This window comes from Paenibacillus sp. Soil766 (assembly GCF_001428105.1).
Classification (GTDB): Bacteria; Bacillota; Bacilli; order Paenibacillales; family NBRC-103111; genus Paenibacillus_E.
This window is the reverse complement of record NZ_LMSJ01000008.1, coordinates 149,045-168,750: the sequence shown is the minus strand read 5'-3', so window position 1 is coordinate 168,750 and position 19,706 is coordinate 149,045. Positions and strand designations below refer to the sequence as shown.

The window sequence follows — 19,706 nt, the reverse complement described above, 5'->3', positions numbered from 1 at the left end:
GGAGCTGCTTTTTAACTATGTTAGTTTAAAACTTTGTGAATTTTTGCACGAAGATGTACCAAGTTGATGATGTGTAAGGTCTAATGCAACGCTAGTGCAGAAAATCCATCTAATTTGCGGAAGGCATGGGAATGTGCTCGATTTAGTGCAGATTTGAGAGGGTGGGGCGTGAGCTAGTAGGTTGAGCAAGTTCTACAAGCCCCTGAACATGAGCAATACAGTAAGTGACCGCGCAACGAAACCGTGGCTTCGACGCGTTTAAGCGTGCTGCTCAGCACCCGCATACCAGAACAACGCGTATTCCGTCATGACGGAGGCATGGCCCATTTGGCGCAGCATGGCCGTAACATTCCCACGATGATACGTAGCATGATTAACGACCTGTAAGACCATTTCAGTCATACTTGTGTCCCTTACACTTGCATAGGGATTATCGACCGTGATTTTCTTTTCCAAATCAGGCTGCTCCTGTAGAAATGCCTTGAATCGTAGCGACAACTCAGTGTACATGACTTCTAACTCATCCAAGTTTTTGCTCTCAATTGCTTCAGTTATCTGCCAAGAGGCTTCCATTGCCGCCTTCATATCCCGACCTCCAAGTATGTCTAACCAAACGCGATCCGTTAGGTAGATATGCGCAATCACTTTCGCAACCGTCGGAAACACACTTTGAATCTCCTGCCTGAATACCTCTGATGGAAGCTCCTTTAACCTATTTATTAGTGTTTGGTTCGCCCATACATGGAAGTCATACATACGTTCAGCTGTTTGTGTCATTCAACACACGCTCCTTCAATTCAATTGGTTTTATCATTATTTCCAGTTATGTCCTTATTATAAAACAAGTACCCTGACAGCATATTGTCAGGGTACTTCACGTTTTTTTTATTTTCCTTGCTTGTTCATGTAGTCCACATATTCTTTCTCTGCTTCCGCTGTAGCTGGATACCATTCTTTCTCCAAGAAGTCCTTAAACTGTTGGAGAGTCAATGTGCCCATCAAGTATTTCAATTCTTGATCGTCTTTTTTCTTCACTAGATCTGGAATTGCAGTATTCAGGTTCAAGATTTTAGGTGAGCGAACGGCAGGCACATTTACTACTGTCACTTGCTTCATCGCAGCATCCAATTGCGCTTTGTACGTATTCAGTCTTTCGATTGTATCCGCACCCTCGATTATAGCCGGGTTCCCATCAATCGCGTTCGCAAGCGTCATATACGTGCTCGTTGTTGCAGCAAGTTTAGTTGCTTGATCGGCTGTACGGGAAATATTTTTCGTAGCAGGGTCATAGCTGTCAAAAGTTAACCCTTTCATACCTAGTTGGAACAAGGTGTTCGCTTCCGTCGTATTACCCCAATCTATGAATTTCAATACGCCATCCACATTTTTGGATGATTTCGGAATCATCCAGCCGCCCCATGTTGCCGGTAATACAAAATCAGTAGCTACACCTTTACTATCTTTTAAGACAGGTTGATAGGAGTACTTTTTGTCAGACTCCTTATCCTTGGACAAATTCGCCATCACCGCATATTGGTGGGAATAAATGATACCGACGCGATTCTGATTCAGCTTCTCCTGATCCACATAAATTTTATTAATCAGGAACTCAGGATCGATGAGTTTTTGTTCATTTAGGCCTTTAAGATACGTCAAGAAAGGAATATATCCAGACATTTTCTCTCTGATTTTATAAGCACCATCGGTATCCTTGACCCCATTGATGATCGGAAGATTGAAAGCAGAGGCTAGGAAGAAACTGGAATTCCACACCGTGTTTGCGCCAAGGGTAGGATTGGACAAGCTCAGACAATAGGTGTCGGCTTTACCGTTTCCATCTGGATCATTATTCGTAAAAGCTTTACACACATTCGTAAACTCATCCAATGTTGTAGGTGCCTTCAGGTTCAGCTTGGTCAGCCATTGCTGGTTGATCATATAGCCCCAGTGATTCACAACGTTCGTTCTAGGGATTAGATAAATTTTACCGTCGTTAATGGATTTAACAGCGTCCCACATTTCTTTCGTAATGTTTTTCGTCAAATTCGGATACTTTGCAATCTTATCATCGAGCGGTGTCAGTAGGCCGTCTTTGGACCATTTCTCTAGATTCGCGTCTGCCCCGCCCCAGTTGTACACGAGATCTGGCAGATCACCGGATGCCATCATTACCTGAAGCTTCTCTACATAGTTGTTAATTGGAGGTGCTTCTACCGACAGCTTCACATTCGCCAGCTTCTCAGCCTCTGCAATTACGGGATTATTATCAATGACCACGTTCGCATTGACCCGGTTAAACATTTTGATGCTGACTGGCGCTGCTTTGGCCGGTGCTGCTGTCGCAGTACCTGCACTTGGTGCCGTAGATGCAGCAGTTGTGCTAGCAGGCGTATCTGTGTTAGAACTACAAGCCATAACGATGGAAGACAGTAACCCGATGCAAATGAGACTGCTTGCGATACTATTGACTGACCCTTTCAATACCAACATCTCCTTTATGATCGCTATTATTAAACTGCGGGATTGCAGATTTAATCGAAAGCATGGCACTACGAAATTCGAAACTATCCTTTAATCGAGCCTACCAGTACACCCTTCATGAAATACTTTTGTAAAAAAGGGTACACAAGCAGGATTGGCAATGTAGCAAAGATGATGATCGCCATTTTGATCGTAAATACCGTTATCCCACTGTTATTCATATCCATGGCATCTTTGGCAATGCCGCCATCATCGACGACCATCTCTCTCAAAATCAACATCAATGGCCACAGACTTCGCTTGGAGGTGTAAATAATCGCTGAGAAGAACGTGTTCCACTGAGTCACCGAATGGAAGATAATGAAAGTCGCAATAGCCGGCTTAGAAAGTGGTACGATAATTTTATATAAAACCTTGATTTCATTGGCCCCATCGATAAAAGCCGATTCTTCCAAGCTCGCCGGTATAGCGCTTACAAAGTTCTTCATTAAGATCAAATTGTAGGCGCCCAAGACGCCAGGTAAAATCATTGCCCATAAAGTGTTGTATATATGCAACGTTTTGATTAAGTAAAAGTTAGGAATCAAGCCGCCATTGAAGAACATCGTGAAGGTGATCAGAACCATGATCGTGTTTCTGCCCTTTAAATCCGTCTTTGAAAGCGGGTAAGCCGATATGAGAAGTAGGAAAATATTCAAAGCTACCCCGACAATCGTGATAATCAGCGTATTCTTATACCCCGTCCACATGAGCGGCATCTGCAAAATCTGCTTATACGCCGCTAGCTCGATATGATAGGGAATGAGCTTCAAGGGATTCGCCAAATACTCAGAGTACGGCGTAATCGAGAATGCAGCCACATAGAAGAATGGAAATAAGCAAGCGATTGCGAACAACGTCACAATGCCATAATTCACACCATCAAAAACTTTATCGCCAAACGATCGGATACCCACAACTGTAACCTCCTCTTACCAAATCCCATCTTCTTTCATCCACTTTGCGATCTGATTGCTCGCTAGCAGGAATATCAACCCAATCACAGAGGTGAACAGCCCAACGGTTGTACCGAAAGAGAACCTTCCACCAATCAAACCAACGCGGTATACATAGGTCTCAAACACTTCGGAAACACTGAGGTTCAGCGGATTTTGCAAGACAAAAATCTGTTCAAAGCCATTGCCCATAATATGACCCAGCCTTAGAATTAGCAGGATAATAATCGTCGATTTGATCCCTGGCAGCGTGACGTATAAGATTCTTTGGAAGCGGTTCGCTCCATCGATACTAGCGGCCTCATACAGTTCCGTATTGATGCCAACCATCGCGGCTAAGTACAAAATGCTTTCCCAACCCGATTCTTTCCACATGCTGCTGAAGATCACCAAAGGTCGGAAGTAATCCGTATCCGCTAGGAAGAACACCGGCTCGAAGCCAAATTGCTTCAGGAAAATATTCACGACGCCCCATGATGGGGATAAGAAGTTGACCAGAATGCCCCCAATGACAACCCAAGAAATAAAATGCGGCAGATAGATGATCGTCTGCGTAATCCGTTGATAGGTACGGTTACGCATCTCATTGAGAAGCAATGCCAGTAGAATCGGGAACGGAAACCCAAATACAAGTCGCAGAAAACTTAAGTACAACGAGTTCCAGAACACCGTGTAGAAATCACTGAGCCCGAACATGTATCGGAAATTCTCAAAGCCAATCCATGGGCTTCCGACAATCCCTTTGGAGAAATTGAAATCCTTAAACGCAATGATAATGCCGTACATCGGCACATAATTGAAAATGAGAAAGTAGACAACAGCTGGAATCAAAAGGATGTACAAATATTTCTTCTTATTGATGTAGCGCAAGGCAAGCTGCGTCTTACTCCTAGCCGTCTCAGATGCCATACCGATTCGTCACCACCTAACTGAGTGTCCCGTACGCCTCTCATTTGTTCTGAAGCGCACGTTGTTGCTTGAAAATATCATAAATATCCCTGCTCAAAATAATCGTATCCTTGTCCTTCTCATAAAAGGCTTTATACCAAGCGTCTACTTGTGCGCCTCCCGCTTTCTCCCACACAGCAATCGCATCCTTCTTCGCTTGTTCTGGCGAATAATTCGGTGTCAGTATGGCCTTCATCCAGATGGCACCCTCACCTACATCCACTTGTTTCATCGTATCTGTGAGAATCTGCTGAAGATCTTTCGGCAGCTGTGGCATTTGCTCGGAATGCGTGGGACCTGCCATCTGCAAATTAAAATCGATAAAAGAAGAATTCGCTTCGAACATCTTCTTAACTTCCTGCTGCAAAGAATCCTTCGTGTCCATTTTCTCCACACCGAAATAACATTTACCAGCAAGCGTTGGTGAGGATAGCATCCCGAAATCTCCAGAGGCATAGTTGAATTCTGTTTTCCACTTATTCAAGTCCGTCACCTGCGGACATTGCCCTGGCGGCGTCTTGCTATGCACACCTTCGAACCCATAGTACATGGTCTTCATGAATGTCTCCGAGGCTGCGAAATCTACATATTTCATAACCGCTTCAGGATTCTTCGCTTCGGCATTTACGAGACCTGTCATTTGAACCGGGTTGACGAGAATCGGGTTAAAGCGTCCCACTGGGGTTGCCGGATACGGCATAATAGCCAGCTCGGCATCTGGCGTACTCTTTTTCAGACCCAAATAGAAGTCATTATAAAAGGTAATCGGGACATTGAACTGGTCCATATAAATGCCGATTTTCCCATTCAAGAAATCTCGCTTGGCCTTAGCCCCGTACTTATCGATATAAAATTCCTTGTCAACCAATCCCTCATTGTACAATCTTTTCTTGAACGCTGTTACGGCTTGCATATTGTCCCATCCATGAATAAGCTCATTGCCCTGAACAACGAAATTCGGATAAGTAACACCGAACATTTCGTTCAGTATAGCGACTGAGTTATAGGCCAGCGCGAGGCCGAAGGTGTCCTTTTTCCCGTTCCCATCGGGATCCTGCTCGGTAAATGCTTTGGCAACCTGATACATCTCTTCCGTTGTTTGTGGAATGTTCAGATGCAGCTTCTCGAGCCAATCCTTACGAATAAAAACCCCTCGCTGTGGAATCGTTTCATTAATCCGGCCGAATTGATACAGCTTGCCATCTGTCCCCATCCCTGCTTTGCGCAATGCTGGAAATTTCGCCAAGAGTGCCTTGTACGTCGTGCTGTAACTCTCAATCATATCGTCGATGGGACGAAGCTGCCCCTGATCGATCAACGGATTCTTAATTTGCGGCGCATACTCAAGAATTAAATCTGGCGCGCCTCCACCTGCGAATAACGTGTTCAGCTTCTGCTCGGACTGAGTCCGTGGCACAGGTACGAAGGTAACATCCACAGGACCATCTTGATTGATCCACTTCGTCATCAAATTGTTTTCAATCGTTCCTTGGCCGGAAGGGATGTTGCCACGATCATAAATCGTGACCGTAATGTTGCCCCGTTTCGCAGACTTCTGCGCGTCGGTTTCTTGTGTGTTCTCAGAATGGGTAGAGCAGCCAGATATAATGGATATGATCACCACAGTGGTCATCAGTTTTGGAAGGCAAGTTCGTTGGATTGGATTACGCAGCGTACTTCCCCCTCTCGTTGTCATTGTGTTTATCATACCATTATGTTGTTAATTATAAGAAAATTAGGACGATGCGACATCTACGATTTATGGGAAAACGGATACGATTTTTAGATTGTGGAAAGGAGTAATAACGAAAAAGCAGCCCTCAATTGATTGGGGCTGCTTCATTTGGAATAATTTCACTTTAGCTTCTCTTCAGCGCCAACAGGTTCAGCAAAACCGTTACAGCTTCTGCTCTTGTGGCATGGTCTCCAGGAGCGAACTGGTTATCGCCTTTGCCTTGCACAATACCTGCTTGCTTCACTAGCGCAACGCTTGCTTTCGCCCATCCTGGAATGTCCTTGTTGTCAGCGAAGTCAGTTTCGGCATTCACTTCGACCAAATTATCCAAAGCACCTGCCATCATCGCGACCATTTCAGCGCGTGTAATCTCTGCAGCCGGACGGAATGTACCGTCCTCATAGCCTTTAATAAACCCTGCTTGCACCGCTTGTGCAACTGCTTTCTGCGCCCAACTTCCAATCTTTGCTGTATCTGTGAACGTCAGTGCCTCTTCTGTACCTTGCGGCTGCAACACATTCATCAGCATAACCGCAAATTCTGCGCGAGTCACGGTATGATCCGGCTTAAACGTGCCGTCAAGATACCCGCTGACCATTCCGCTGCTTACTGCTTGCTTGATATTGGCCTTAGCCCAATGTCCAGCAATATCGCTAAAGCTAATCGTTGGTTTCGTATCTGGTGCGGGCACAGTTGCTCCTTGACCTACAGCGAATACTGCATATTTCGTAAAATGGTTTACCTGAACCGTGATGGTACCCGCGTTTACTTTACCGCCTGTAACTTCTACCCAATCCTTCTTCACTTCATCATAGTAAAATACTGAAAGCTTTTTGTTGCCTTCTAAGTTTGCCCGATCAAAAACGAGGGTAAGTGTTACCGGATTGTTGAAGTCCTCTGAGAAGTTTTTCAGAATCTCAAAGATTGGACTGGCTAGAGCCATTTTGTCTGTAATAAGGTTTTGCGTATCCAGCACTTTGTCTATCGTTAATTTCAGTTCTTGGTTTGTAGCATTGGCTGGAATCCAAATCTTGACTACATCTCCCAAGCTAACCTCGCCGGCTTTACCTGTAGGAAGCGTTAATCTTCCATCTGTAGAAGTTACAGGGGTGTCGCTCGGTGTTGACGAACTATTCCCGCCACCTGATGGTGCTGATGCGGATACAACGACAACTTCTATGGTTACTGTTAAGCCGCCAGTATTGGTTGTATTCGCTGGTAAGCTTCCTAGTGTTGCTGTAAATGTATAGCTGCCTGCTACGGCTGGGTTGTAACTGTCTGTATCTTCCCATACCGTTACTGGCACGGTTATCGTGCCACCGTTTGCTGTTACCGTTGCATAGTTTGTTAGTAACGCGGTGGATACGGCTGCTCCATCTGCATAGGTTGCTGCGCCGGCTGTTCCTGCGGTAACATTCGCTAGTGCAACAAATCCTGTGATGTTTATAATCACTGGATTGACGACTACTTCCACAGTCGCTGTTAAGCCACCTGTATTGGTTGTATTCGCCGGCAAGCTTCCTAGCGTTGCCGTGAATGTATAACTCCCCGCTACAGCTGGGTTGTAACTGTCTGTATCCACCCATGCTGTTACTGGCACGGTCATCGTGCCACCGTTTGCCGCTACATTCGCATGRCTTGCCAATAACGCCGCCGATACGGCTGCTCCATCTGCATAGGTTGATTCGCCGGCTGTTCCTGCGGCCACATTCGCTAGTGCAACAAATCCTGTGATGTTTATAATCACTGGATCAACTACAACTTCCACTGTCGCCGTTAACCCGCCAGTATTGGTTGTATTCGCTGGCAAGCTTCCTAGCGTTGCCATGAATGTATAACTCCCCGCTACAGCTGAATTGTAACTGTCTGTATCCACCCATGCTGTTACCGGCACGGTCAATGCTCCAGCGTTTGCTGTTACCGTTGCATGGCTTGTTAGTAACGCGGTGGATACGGCTGCTCCATCTGCATAGGTTGCTGCGCCGGCTGTTCCTGCGGACACATTCGTTAGTGCAACAAATCCTGTGATGTTTGTAATCACTGGCTCAACCACAACTTCCACTGTCGCCGTTAACCCGCTTGTATTGGTTGTATTCGCMGGCAAGCTTCCTARCGTTGCCGTGAATGTATANGATACGGCTGCTCCATCTGCATAGGTTGCTGCGCCGGCTGTTCCTGCGGACACATTCGTTAGTGCAACAAATCCTGTGATGTTTGTAATCACTGGCTCAACGACAACTTCTACGGTTGCTGTTAACCCGCCAGTATTGGTTGTATTCGCCGGCAAGCTTCCTAGCGTTGCCGTGAATGTATAACTCCCCGCTACAGCTGGGTTGTAGTTGTCTGTATCCACCCATGCCGTTACTGGCACGGTCAATGCTCCACCGTTTGCTGCTACATTCGCATGGCTTGCTAATAACGCCGCCGATACGGCTGCTCCATCTGCATAGCTTGCTGAATCGGCTGTTCCTGCCGCTTTATCTCTAATCCCATCAAATCCTGTGATGTTCGTAATCACTGGCTCAACCACAACTTCTACGGTAGCTGTTAAGCCGCCCGTATTGGTTGTATTCGCTGGCAAGCTTCCTAACGTTGCCGTAAATGTATAACTCCCCGCTACAGCTGGGTTGTAGTTGTCTGTATCCACCCATGCCATTACTGGCACAGTCAATGCTCCACCGTTTGCTGCTACATTCGCATGACTTGCTAATAACGCCGCCGATACGGTTGCTCCATCTGCATAGATCACCGCGCCAGCTGTTCCTGCCGCTATATCTCCAATCCCATCAAAACCTGTGATGTTCGTAATCACTGGCACTGACTCTGCTGTTGTCGTTGCAACTGCACTTACGGTCTCTCCTATCGACTGTGCGGTTACGCTGATCGTATCTCCTGGAGCCAGCGTCAGCCCAGACACTGTCCAATTGCCGCCCGTTGCGGTTACCGGCGTCGTTGGTGTTCCGTTTACGCTAAGGATGATGATTGCTCCAACTGCTGCAGTACCCGTTACGCTTGTATCGCCTGCATGTACCGTGCTGGTTATCATAGGCGTTGCTGTTATGGTTATGCTCGTCCACTTTGCATACAGCGTCATATTCTCTGTAACGGCTGTCGTGAAGTCGTATGCTGTGAGCAGTTCGCTATCCGCATACCAACCTGCAAATATGTATCCTTCCTTTGTTGGCGGAGCAATAGGTTCAGCTGCAGTACCGCCGTAACTCACATTCTGGCTGCTCACAACTGAGCCGCCATTGCTGTTAAAGCTAATCTTCGGGTTCGAGTTACTCCATTTTGCAACAAGGCTAACCGAATCACTGCCTGTTGCTGTGAAATTTCCTCCTGCGTAAACGGCGGTGTCCGATACGACAATTGTATTCACGGTATTGTTAAAGCCCATGCCTTGGCTGGACCAGCTAGTTCCATTCCATTTGGCTATACGATTGGCCTCACCGCTGCCCGCTGTCGTGAAATTTCCGCCTGCATAAACATCAGTACCTGATAATGCTATCGTAGAAACCGTATTGTTCATCCCCGTGCCAAAGCTCGACCAGCTAGTCCCATTCCATTTCGCTATTTTATTGGCCGAAATGCCTCCCGCTATCGCGAAATTTCCGCCTGCATATACGTCAGTGCCCGATGCGGCAATCGTATACACTGAACTGTCAAAGCCCGTGCCAAGACTCGTCCAACTGGTCCCATTCCATTTCGCTATTCTATTCGCTGATACACCGCCTGCTGTCGTGAAATCTCCACCTGCATATACATCCGTGCCAGATACAGCTAACGCATAAACAGAATTATTAAGGCCCGTGCCCAAAAGGGACCAGCTGGTCCCATCCCATTTCGCTATATTCTTTGCCGCGATTCCTCCCGCTGTGGTAAAGCTTCCAGCTACGTATATATCCGTTCCTGATACGGCTATCGCATACACCGTTCCAGAGATACCTGAGCCAAGGCTGGACCAACTGGTCCCGTCCCATTTGGCTATTGAATTGATCGGGTTTCCGCCCGCTGTCCAGAAAATCCCACCTGCATATACATCTGTACCCGAAACAGCTACCGCAAACGTGGAACTATTAAGACCCGTGCCTAGACTAGACCAACCTGTCCCGTTCCATTTGGCTATATAATATGCCGAACTGCCGCCCGCTGTCGTGAAATTTCCACTTGCGTATACGTCTGTGCCTGAGAGAGCAATCGAACGTACATACGTGCCGCTAAGTCCTGTTCCCATACTAGACCACATACTACTAGATGCTTGCGCTGACCGGATGCCTGGTAAAAACAACTGCGCAACTACTGCGAGCACCAGAATACTTTTAAGAAAAATACCAGACACCTCTTTGTTCCAATTTCGTTTTGTTATATGCATAATACATTCATCCTCCCAAATAAATAACGCCGCACACTTCATTCAATCCCTATCAATCTCCCATTCTAGCAAAAGTGATAATGAAAACAATTTGCAAAAGTTAATTCCTTCCCATTTTCGACAAAAAAAACAGCGTATAGGGTATAATGGAGCAAAAGGTTTTTGCCACTATTACGGAGGAACGATGAACACCACACCCGATCATATCCTTTTAAAAACAAAAATAAGCATTCCCGTTACTAGAGAAAGCTTGGTCAAACGCAATCGATTGATGAGCGTCATTACAAAGGGTTTGCAAGGCCGGTTGACCGCTGTTTGCGCTCCTGCCGGTTATGGGAAAACGACGTTGCTTAGTCAGTGGGTTCGCGAGAGCGGAGGTCTCTGCGCATGGGTTTCTCTCGACGAAATGGATAACGATCCTGTAAGGTTTTGGAGGTACACAGCCCAAGCCTTGTCCGGTTCCTTACCTGCCGAGTCGCTTACGCGCATTTCATCGCTTGCCCAAGCCTTACCAGCGGTATCCATACACATGTTCCTCGATTCAATGATTAACGAACTGTGCATTTTATCCGAACCGCTCGCCCTCATTCTGGATGATTATCACGTGATTACCGATATGCGAGTTCACGATAGTCTTTCGTATTTTATCGATTATTTACCGAATAATGTCCATGTGCTGTTGGCAAGCAGAGCTGAGCTTCCCTTTCCTACTAGCAAATGGATGGCAAGAGACGAACGAACGGATATTAACGCTCTGCATCTTCAATTTACGATAGATGAGACCGAGTCATTTTACCAGGAAACCATCGAGCAACTTCTTTCCAATCGCCAGATCTTAAAAATGCTCGACAGAACAGAGGGCTGGGTAACAGGGCTGCAATTAGTGGCCTTTGCAATTCGTTCTCATCCGAACCATGACCATTATATTGAGCAGTTCAAAGGGTACAACCGCAATGTTTCCGATTATTTATTCGAGGAGGTGTTTAGCAAGCTTTCTGACGATTTTAAACATTTCCTGTTGCACACCTCTGTTCTGGACCGAATGGATGCTTGGATCTGTAACATTGTCTCAGAGCGAACCAACAGCGATCAAATGCTGGAACAATTGAAAGCTTTGAACCTGTTTCTAATCCCACTTGACGATCACGGCATCTGGTTTCGCTACCATCATTTGTTTTCCGAATTTCTCCGCAGTATGCTAAAGCGCAATGACCTTGCCAAGTGGGTGCAAGTAAACCAGTTGGCGAGCCAATGCTTTGCTGAACGGGGGTTGATGGATGAAGCCATCGATCATGCGATTGCAGCTGGCGACTTTCCGCTCGCGGACCGTTTATTAGAGCAACATATCCCCGATGTATTACAACGAGGAGAATTTACCACTTTACTCCGTTGGTTTGAATGCGCTCCACTAGAAATGCCGCGATCTCCGGAGATGTCGCTCTTTTACGCCTTTATTTTGACAGTAACCAATCAGGCGGATCGCGCCGAACTGCAATTACGGCACATTGGTCTGCAGGTTGATGCTGTGGATTGTACGGAAAGACGTATGCACCTTCAAAGCGGTATGTTATTTCTGAGATCCAACTTGCTTTTTTTCACTGGAAATTACGAAGAATGGCAGCAATTTGCGGATAGTATTACAGGCAGCATGTTGCCTGACAACGGGGTATTTTATAATTTCAATTACAATATGACCGAACCGCTTGTAAAACGAACGGCTTTGGGACTAAAGGGAGCACTCTCCTCCGCTGTAGAAATGGTTGGCATCCGATTTACCCATGTACTGGAGTCACATGGATGGAATAACGCACTCATTAACCTGTATGTGAAGCAATCGATGTGCGAAGGGTATTACGAATGGAATCGGTTGGACGATTGTCGGGCTCTACTTCACCAAGTCGGAAAAGCCGCAGGTACTAACCAGACCCCAGGACTGTTCGTACCCCACCGAATCATGCAAACCCGTCTTTATATGACAGAGGGGCACTTTCAACTCGCCCATGAATGTATAAACGAAGCGATTGAAGAAGGGGCAGCGAAGCTATTCGAACATCGTTGGCTTTTGTTTTTACGTGCCTTTAAAATTGAAATTTATTTATTGGAAGGGCGCGTTGCGCAGGCCAAGACTGAAATAGCCGCACTCCAAATTTCGCCGAAAGATACGCCAACCTTTAATAAAGAGTTCGAATATCTAACCTTGGTGCGGCTTTTGAGCAGACAACATAAATATTCGGAAGCTCTCCGTTTGCTGGAAAGGCTCAAACCACAGTCCGTACGCGAATGCCTGCTATCAAGCTTGGTAGAAATCTCACTGCTGCAAGCCCGGATCGAACATCAGCAGGGACAGCAAGCGGCTGCACTGCGCTGTCTCCATGAAGCGCTATTAATCGGCGAAGAGAACGGCTATATTCGCAGCTTCCTCGATGAAGGCAGCGTCATAGAGGAACTGCTCCACATGTATCTCAACAATCAAAGAAACCCTAATTCCCCTTCCTCGGAACGGAAAGGGGTATCTGCAGCGTATGTCCATAAACTTATCGAATTGTTCCCGCAAAGAGAGGGACGGGAGGCTGTCTCTTCAGCTTCCCGTCTAATCGAGCCATTAAGTCAAAGCGAATTAATCATGTTGAATTTGATCCGAAAAGGAGCATCCAACAAGCAAATCGCTGAGGAAATGGCTTTATCCGTGGGAACAGTCAGGGTGTACCTTTCTCGCATTTATGCAAAGCTAGGCGTCTCGTCCCGCACCCAAGCCTGGAGTATAGCCCAGAAGCTCGAAATTTTGGGCTAAATGTGCAGACAGCAACCCTATTCTGCTTCCGTTTCACGGCAAAAAAAGCCCCCATCGTCTGACTACGACAATGGGGGACTCTATGCATAATCAGTTCCGTATACTGCTCATGGGATCGGGGCGAACCATCTTGCGGTAATCCTTCGGCGTTAGACCTGTCGTTTGCTTGAATAGCTTAGCAAAATAGTTCGGCAAATCGTACCCGACGACGCCAGACACCTCGGTGATTTTCATATCCGTGTTAGCCAGCAGGCCCTTCGCTTTCTCCATCCTCAGTTCAATTAAATAATCAACAAAACTGCGTCCTGTTTCTTTTTTAAACAAATGACTGAAGTACGTTGCATTCAAATGCACTTGCGAGGCCACCAGCTGAAGAGGAAGCTGCTCCGCATAATGTTCCTCCATGTACCGAGCCGCCTTCCACACGACATTCTCGCTATATTTCTCCTGCCACGCCGTAAAGCTGCTCATGAAACGGTCCAATTCCATGCCCGTCCAATGAGATACCTCGTCATTGGTGCCACAGGCGTGCAGAAGCGCGATGCGCTCTGTCAATAACTGCGAGTCATACGCCATCTCAAACTGCTTGCGCGCTGTATCCTGCAAGGCAAAGCTGAACGACAAGGCCTCCACTTTCCCATTTTCCACAGACAATCTATAGATGTCCTTCATCAATTGGGCCAGATATAGCTTCATCGACTCGATTTGTCCAGCCAGAATAAAAGCAATCGTCTGCGTACTAATCAACTGCTGCTGCGCACGATTCGTCGATAACTGTTTGTCGACCTGAGCATCGTTTTTGCCCTCTGCCACAACCATCGAGGTACCTAACATCCTGCGCCCGGCCTCATATAGATCGGCAAGATCCTGTACGCCAGCTGCTGCCCCTGCACAATAAGAGGTCATCTGTAAGCCAAGCAACCGTTCCACCGTTTCACAAGCCGCTTCGCAAACAATCTTCTCTTCGAACGAATCCTGACAAAGCAAGGCAAATTGCCCATTCTCGATCAATAACAGCTTTCCATCCATGTGATACATATCGAGCAATTCGTCGATCATATTAAGCACCGCAAACTGCAGTAACGGCATATCCCGCTTCATATACTGTTTGTGTGACGGCATGAAGTCCGTGATCTGGAACAAAATCAATTTGCAGTCCGCTAAGCTCATCTCTAGCTCCACTGCTAATTCTGCACGATAGGGAAAGCGCAACAAGAGCCCTCTCAGCGTGTTCTCCAACAATAGGGCATGCTCCGTTTCCGCTTTGCGCAGATTCGCTTGTTTCTCCAATACTCGAACCTCAGCTTTATCTAGCGCATCATAAATATCCTGCTTACCGCAAGGCTTGATGAGCAAATCCATGGCACCGTACCGCAATGCGGCTTGTGCATATTGGAAATCCTGAAATCCAGTTATGACAATGAACTCGATATGCGGAAATTTGGCTTTGCTCCGTTTCAGCAGCTCTAGGCCATCCATCAATGGCATACGGATATCCGTAATGACGAGGTCTGGCAGCCTCTCAGCTATGAGGATTTCTGCCTCCTGCCCGTTCTCGGCCTCTCCGCAGACATGCCAGTTAGTTTCAGAGCCCGTAATCATTTTGGCAAGCCCTTTTCGAAATAAAGGCTCATCCTCCACTAATAAGATGTGGTTCATCCACCGTTCCCCCTTCGAAAGACATCATCTGTTCACACGGAAGAATCAAGCGCATCCGCGTGCCTTGCGGCAAACGTTCAATTTCTAAGCGATAGGGTTCACCATAAACCAAGTAAATACGACGTACAACATTCCGAACACCAATGCTCTCCCGTTCCCTCTGGTGATCATACACTGATTGGTCTTCCGTCAAACGAACAAACGTCTCCTCATCGATGCCGCTCCCATTATCCTCAATTTCAATCTGTAAATCCGCGCCATGGCGGAACGCTCGAATCCATAACCGCTTGTTGTCCGGCTGATCCCGAAACGCGTGAACGAATACATTCTCTACTAACGGCTGCAGGATAAGCCTCTGCATGCCGCACGCCAACAACTCTTCCTCTGCTTCAATGGAAACATGCAGCCCTTCACCGTGCCGAGCCTCTTGAATCGTCATATAATTGCGAATCTGCGTAAGCTCTTCCTGCAACGTACTTGGCGTAGATACTGATTCCAATGAATACCGCAACAAATCAGATAAACTTGTCACCAAAGAAGCCGTCTCTACATCGTCGTATAAGAGCATGATTTTCCAATAAATCGAATTCAGTGCGTTGTATAAAAAATGCGGATTCAACTGCGCCTGCAGTGCCTTAAGCTCCGCTTCCTGTTCACTCAGTTTGCTGACGTACACTTCCTTAATCAACGATTGAATGTTCTCAACCATCCGATTGAAGCTTTCCGCAAGAAAAGCAAACTCATCATTCGATGTTTTGGGAATTTCAACCTCCAAATTACCTCTGCGCAATTGATGCATAGCGGATACTAATCCGCGTAAAGGCTTCAACATCCTGCCGCTGAAAATCGAGACACAGACTGCCATCAGCAGGACACTGACGAGACCAGAAATGACGGCAACCTGATAGACCATCCTGCCCTTTTCCTCGATATCCGCTAAAGAAATACCACTAACCAGCTTAAATGAGCGGGCATCGTAGGTACTTTTCACAAACAGATAATCCTCATTTTCATTCCGCTCGATAAAAGAGCGCTCCTGATTCTCCCATGCGGGAATAATCCCAGCCCTGCCCTGCGGCACTCGACTATACAGCAATTGATTATATTGATCGAAAATATACGCCCCAGTCGTCCTGCCAGCCATTAGTTTGTCTAAGGGACTCGTCAGAAAAGACTCATCAATAATCATGACCAGCGTCCCGTAAACAGCTTGCTGCTTCGTCGATTTGAGCAAGCGGGTTGCGACCAGATTGCTCCTCTCCCCGGAAGGATCAGAGGAATCCGGAATATTTAATCGCTGCCACACGATCTCTGCCGAGGTCTGGTTCACACCCGTCTTCACCCTCTGGTAGAAGTCAGGAAACGTGATCTGCATCGACGGGTTCGTATGACTGAAGTAGTAATTATTCCCTTCCAAATCAACAATATATAGCGCACGTATTTGCGGTGTTTCGTTTTTCAATGGCAACAAAATTTCCGACAATTCACGTTCCAGAATAAATCTGCGATAGGCTTTGGTCTCGCCCGCTGGCGGCTCCGCACGGATCCCTTGCACAATTTGCTCAACTCGGGGGTGAAAAATAATAAAATCGGTAATCCGATACATATCTTGGATTTTGAATCCAATCTGCTCAATCGTCTGTTCACTAGTCGTTAAATATTGTTTACTAATTTCACTCTCGAACAAATTCAAATAAATACGATACGAAATGTACCCCGTAATGAGGGAACAAAGAATGATGATGATCGACAATGTCAAAATTAATTTCACTTTAAAATGTTGATTAATGTACTGCAGCACTTGCCGATGCTTCATCTACAGATGGCCTCCTGAATTGTGCCATGTCTTTCCTCTGTAATAATACCTACTAGTGTAATACATCCCCTTACTCCCTGACATCTATTTATTATCGAAAAACGGATACGATCTTTAGATGCACGAAAAAACCGCCGGTGCTTATCGCATCGACGGTCAGTTAGTTTTATTAGAATTGACACTAAAATTGACGGTATACAACAGATTCATAATCGAGCCGTTTTTTATCAAGTTCACGTTGTTCACGGTGTACCTGAAACCATGAACAGATACATATGACAACAATGCTAGCAAAGAGTAGAACGCCCAGCGCCTTCCACCAAAAACTGCCCAAGACAGAAGGATTGACCCCTATGATCAAAATAAGGACAGGAAGGAACCAGATCATATTTCCGATATATATCCGAATCACTTTTCGTTTTAACAAGCTTCTCTATCCCCTAAAATGGATTCGCGTTCCGTATATCTTTCGCAGCACCTTATCACTTTATGACCGTCAATTCCCACTCCAGTATCGTCCAATTTATGGAAGAAGACAGTCGGCAATTATATCGTATTATTCGGCGTATCCACAACATCAGGATCAACCGTATTCGTGCTCCCATTCAGCACATTCTGCACACTTCCAAAGCTATCCCCTGGCGAAAATGAGTTGGCTCCCGCAAAAATTTTGGAGCTGCTAGTCAGGTTAATTGCTAAGGTATCGCCAATCTGGACATTGGAGCCCTGGGCGACATTAAGAATTTTGATTCCTCCGTTAATAATTGCTGGCATGCTCCGGCCACTCCCTTCCAGCTCTTAACCATTGTATGTACTCATGTGCCTATTGGTCACTTGTTAGATGGATAGCCGGTTGAGCATGAAGAAGAACAGGTCCTAATGAACCTGTTCTTCTTTCGTGGAACATTCATACTCGATGACAACCATCTGGTGACACTCCAACCTAGGCATAGTGTAGAAAACCGTCTGGTCCTCGTATGTAAAGGTGAGCGCTGTCATCTGAGGTGCCATATACACGTTCTTCACGGTTTTGGAAGTACGTATGGAAACCTGGACGTCATATAGGGGAACGATATCTTCGATGACTTCGATGTTTTTCCCACGGCGGATTGGGGTTGCGTACAGCAAGTGATTAACCAGACGATTCTCTTCCTTTTGATCTTGCAGGGTGACTACGCCTTGCACCGGGAGATTGGTTCGCAGTGTCTTGTCAGGGAGCAGTCGATCCAATGCATGCAGGACCGCTTCTTTCAATATGAGGCTGCCTTTAGTCGCGTAATCTTCAAATACGTTCCACGCTATATACATACCTCTTCCGTTTTCTACCATACCCGGTCCGCCATATTCATTGCTGCTTGGCGTATGTTGGTGCGAGCAGAAAGTAAACAGATCGCGGTTAAAATAAGGGTTTTCACGGTGTGCAAGCTCGGTTCCGCCCGCGAGTTCGATTTTTTGTCCTTGTGAATAGAAAATGTAGGAAGCTTCTCTACAGCTTCCGAGACTGAACAGAGTACGGAAATAGTCGGGGCGATATGGATTTGTTCCTACATACCGCACCCCGAGTTCGATTGTAAATCGAGTCCCCTCCGGATCAAGGCAGGACCAACCCGTGGCGAGAATTTTGCCACCTTGTAATAGGAATGGCTCCAATTTACTCTGAAGCTTATCATCCACCGCTACGTAATCTGGTAAGATTAGCACCTTGTATGCCGTAAAATCATGTTCTTGATCGATGACATCGAACAGGAAATTGCCCTCAAGCAGCATGCGCACAGCTCCTGCATCGGAATCCGACTTGGACACATTGGCCTTCGGATGGAAGCCAGTTGCTTCCAATGATAGCAGCGCCACATCTGCAACATTCGTCGTCTTTACGCACCATGACTCCTTGGCCTCGACCTCACGATAAGCCGCGCCAATCAGGGCATAGGTCGCTTCATCCATATACCCGTCAGGATGCAGCTGATCGCCAATCGAACAGCCGGCGCCATTGGCCATGCTGAGTGCAGTTTCGTAACGGAGCGCGTTCGGGTGCTTATAGCCGCCGAATTCTCCCCAAGATGTATGGAATTTCCCCGTCATCCCGAGAAAATCGACGCCAAGCGGTTGCACATACCTAGCCGACAGCGGGAAGTGGTCATAGCCCCAACCACCCGTCGGCAGCGACTCCAGTTCTACATGTGTGTTCATACCAATGAGATCGCGTCTACCTCTCGTAATGTGTCCGCCATTGTGGAAGATTGGCAGCCCTGGCTTGATGGATTGGACCGTTTCCTTCACACTCGCCGTATAATTCGCATAGGTTTTCTCCCACAACTTTCGCATAGTCTGCTCATCCCGTGGATCCTGTCCTTCCTGGCGCACACTCTCTACACAGTTATGACAGTAGCATTTGCGGATTCCTATGATGTCCAGGAACAAGCCATCCAGATCATATCGGGACACGACTTCCCGGATCTGCTCGATCAGGATGTCCAGATAGGGAGAGTTTAAGCAGAACTGGTGATAGCCTGGCTGCATAAAGCCCTTGGCCCAATTCGTTTGGTCGCTCTCATCACGGATGAGCCATTCCGGGTGTTGTCTCGCCAGTTTTTCATCCAGGCCAGCCGATAGGTATACGGGTGTTTTCACGTTAATGTCATGTGCAGCCTCAATCATGGCGGCAAGCAAATCGAAGCTCAGCCCAGGATGGATGTCATTCGCCTCTGACGGATGGTAAGCCCAGCCGTGGTGGCATTTGGAAAAAAGTGTAACAGAATCCACATGGCCAAGCTTAAGCATGACCTGAAACTGCTTGGTATCAAAGCGTGCTCCAATTGGCGCTATTGCTTCGGAAGTATGAAAATCAAGATGCACCTGGCGAAATCGCATGCTTTCTCTTCCTTTCTATTCAGCAAAATCTATATAGT

At 46.7% G+C, this 19,706-nt stretch carries 13 protein-coding genes; 1 reads left to right on the top strand and 12 read right to left on the bottom strand.

The window, feature by feature from the left end:
* Window positions 1–258: 258 nt before the first annotated feature.
* From ASG89_RS07580 to ASG89_RS38585, 7 genes are all read right to left on the bottom strand, one after another.
* On the bottom strand, window positions 259–777 hold the full coding sequence (locus tag ASG89_RS07580; protein ID WP_057309985.1) for a DinB family protein: 519 nt from the start codon (window positions 775–777) through the stop codon (window positions 259–261).
* 108 nt (window positions 778–885) lie between these two features.
* Complete coding sequence (locus ASG89_RS07575) at window positions 886–2,481, bottom strand: extracellular solute-binding protein (protein WP_057309984.1); 1,596 nt, start codon at window positions 2,479–2,481, stop codon at window positions 886–888.
* 83 nt (window positions 2,482–2,564) lie between these two features.
* Window positions 2,565–3,437, bottom strand: coding sequence for a carbohydrate ABC transporter permease (locus ASG89_RS07570; RefSeq protein WP_063867766.1), 873 nt, complete (start codon window positions 3,435–3,437; stop codon window positions 2,565–2,567).
* Window positions 3,438–3,452: 15 nt separating this feature from the next.
* Window positions 3,453–4,385 (bottom strand): ABC transporter permease, encoded by a 933-nt coding sequence (locus tag ASG89_RS07565; RefSeq protein ID WP_057309983.1) that lies wholly within the window; start codon window positions 4,383–4,385, stop codon window positions 3,453–3,455.
* Window positions 4,386–4,425: 40 nt separating this feature from the next.
* A complete protein-coding gene (locus ASG89_RS07560; protein ID WP_235549651.1) occupies window positions 4,426–6,057 on the bottom strand; it encodes an extracellular solute-binding protein in 1,632 nt (543 codons plus the stop codon).
* 226 nt (window positions 6,058–6,283) lie between these two features.
* Window positions 6,284–7,102 (bottom strand): S-layer homology domain-containing protein, encoded by an 819-nt coding sequence (locus ASG89_RS38590; RefSeq protein ID WP_414813249.1) that lies wholly within the window; start codon window positions 7,100–7,102, stop codon window positions 6,284–6,286.
* A 1,189-nt stretch (window positions 7,103–8,291) separates the two neighbouring features.
* Window positions 8,292–9,556: InlB B-repeat-containing protein (locus ASG89_RS38585; RefSeq protein ID WP_414813248.1), on the bottom strand; the 1,265-nt coding region annotated here is incomplete at its 3' end.
* A 1,159-nt stretch (window positions 9,557–10,715) separates the two neighbouring features.
* Between ASG89_RS38585 and ASG89_RS07550 the strand changes: the two genes are divergently transcribed.
* On the top strand, window positions 10,716–13,322 hold the full coding sequence (locus tag ASG89_RS07550; RefSeq protein ID WP_057309980.1) for a LuxR C-terminal-related transcriptional regulator: 2,607 nt from the start codon (window positions 10,716–10,718) through the stop codon (window positions 13,320–13,322).
* 90 nt (window positions 13,323–13,412) lie between these two features.
* Here ASG89_RS07550 and ASG89_RS07545 read toward each other — a convergent pair whose 3' ends face one another.
* The 5 genes from ASG89_RS07545 to ASG89_RS07525 all read right to left on the bottom strand — a co-directional run bounded on the left by ASG89_RS07545 (window position 13,413) and on the right by ASG89_RS07525 (window position 19,668).
* A complete protein-coding gene (locus tag ASG89_RS07545) occupies window positions 13,413–14,981 on the bottom strand; it encodes a response regulator transcription factor (RefSeq protein ID WP_057309979.1) in 1,569 nt (522 codons plus the stop codon).
* Window positions 14,953–16,797, bottom strand: a complete 1,845-nt coding sequence (locus ASG89_RS07540) for a sensor histidine kinase (protein ID WP_057309978.1) — start codon at window positions 16,795–16,797, stop codon at window positions 14,953–14,955. Before ASG89_RS07540 ends, ASG89_RS07545 begins: the two co-directional genes overlap by 29 nt.
* 181 nt (window positions 16,798–16,978) lie before the next feature.
* On the bottom strand, window positions 16,979–17,224 hold the full coding sequence (locus ASG89_RS07535) for a hypothetical protein (protein ID WP_057309977.1): 246 nt from the start codon (window positions 17,222–17,224) through the stop codon (window positions 16,979–16,981).
* A 119-nt stretch (window positions 17,225–17,343) separates the two neighbouring features.
* Window positions 17,344–17,571 (bottom strand): spore germination protein, encoded by a 228-nt coding sequence (locus tag ASG89_RS07530; RefSeq protein ID WP_057309976.1) that lies wholly within the window; start codon window positions 17,569–17,571, stop codon window positions 17,344–17,346.
* A 102-nt stretch (window positions 17,572–17,673) separates the two neighbouring features.
* A complete protein-coding gene (locus ASG89_RS07525; protein ID WP_057309975.1) occupies window positions 17,674–19,668 on the bottom strand; it encodes a family 10 glycosylhydrolase in 1,995 nt (664 codons plus the stop codon).
* Between the last annotated feature and the right edge of the window lie 38 nt (window positions 19,669–19,706).

Bases quoted from the DNA above. Each gene is read 5' to 3' on its own strand.
- ASG89_RS07580 (WP_057309985.1), bottom strand. From the start codon at position 777: ATGACACAAACAGCTGAACGTATGTATGACTTCCATGTATGGGCGAAC.
- ASG89_RS38590 (WP_414813249.1), bottom strand. From the start codon at position 7,102: ATGGCTCTAGCCAGTCCAATCTTTGAGATTCTGAAAAACTTCTCAGAG.
- ASG89_RS07550 (WP_057309980.1), top strand. From the start codon at position 10,716: ATGAACACCACACCCGATCATATCCTTTTAAAAACAAAAATAAGCATT.
- ASG89_RS07545 (WP_057309979.1), bottom strand. From the start codon at position 14,981: ATGAACCACATCTTATTAGTGGAGGATGAGCCTTTATTTCGAAAAGGG.
- ASG89_RS07565 (WP_057309983.1), bottom strand. From the start codon at position 4,385: ATGGCATCTGAGACGGCTAGGAGTAAGACGCAGCTTGCCTTGCGCTAC.
- ASG89_RS07525 (WP_057309975.1), bottom strand. From the start codon at position 19,668: ATGCGATTTCGCCAGGTGCATCTTGATTTTCATACTTCCGAAGCAATA.
- ASG89_RS07560 (WP_235549651.1), bottom strand. From the start codon at position 6,057: ATGACCACTGTGGTGATCATATCCATTATATCTGGCTGCTCTACCCAT.
- ASG89_RS07540 (WP_057309978.1), bottom strand. From the start codon at position 16,797: ATGAAGCATCGGCAAGTGCTGCAGTACATTAATCAACATTTTAAAGTG.
- ASG89_RS07530 (WP_057309976.1), bottom strand. From the start codon at position 17,571: ATGCCAGCAATTATTAACGGAGGAATCAAAATTCTTAATGTCGCCCAG.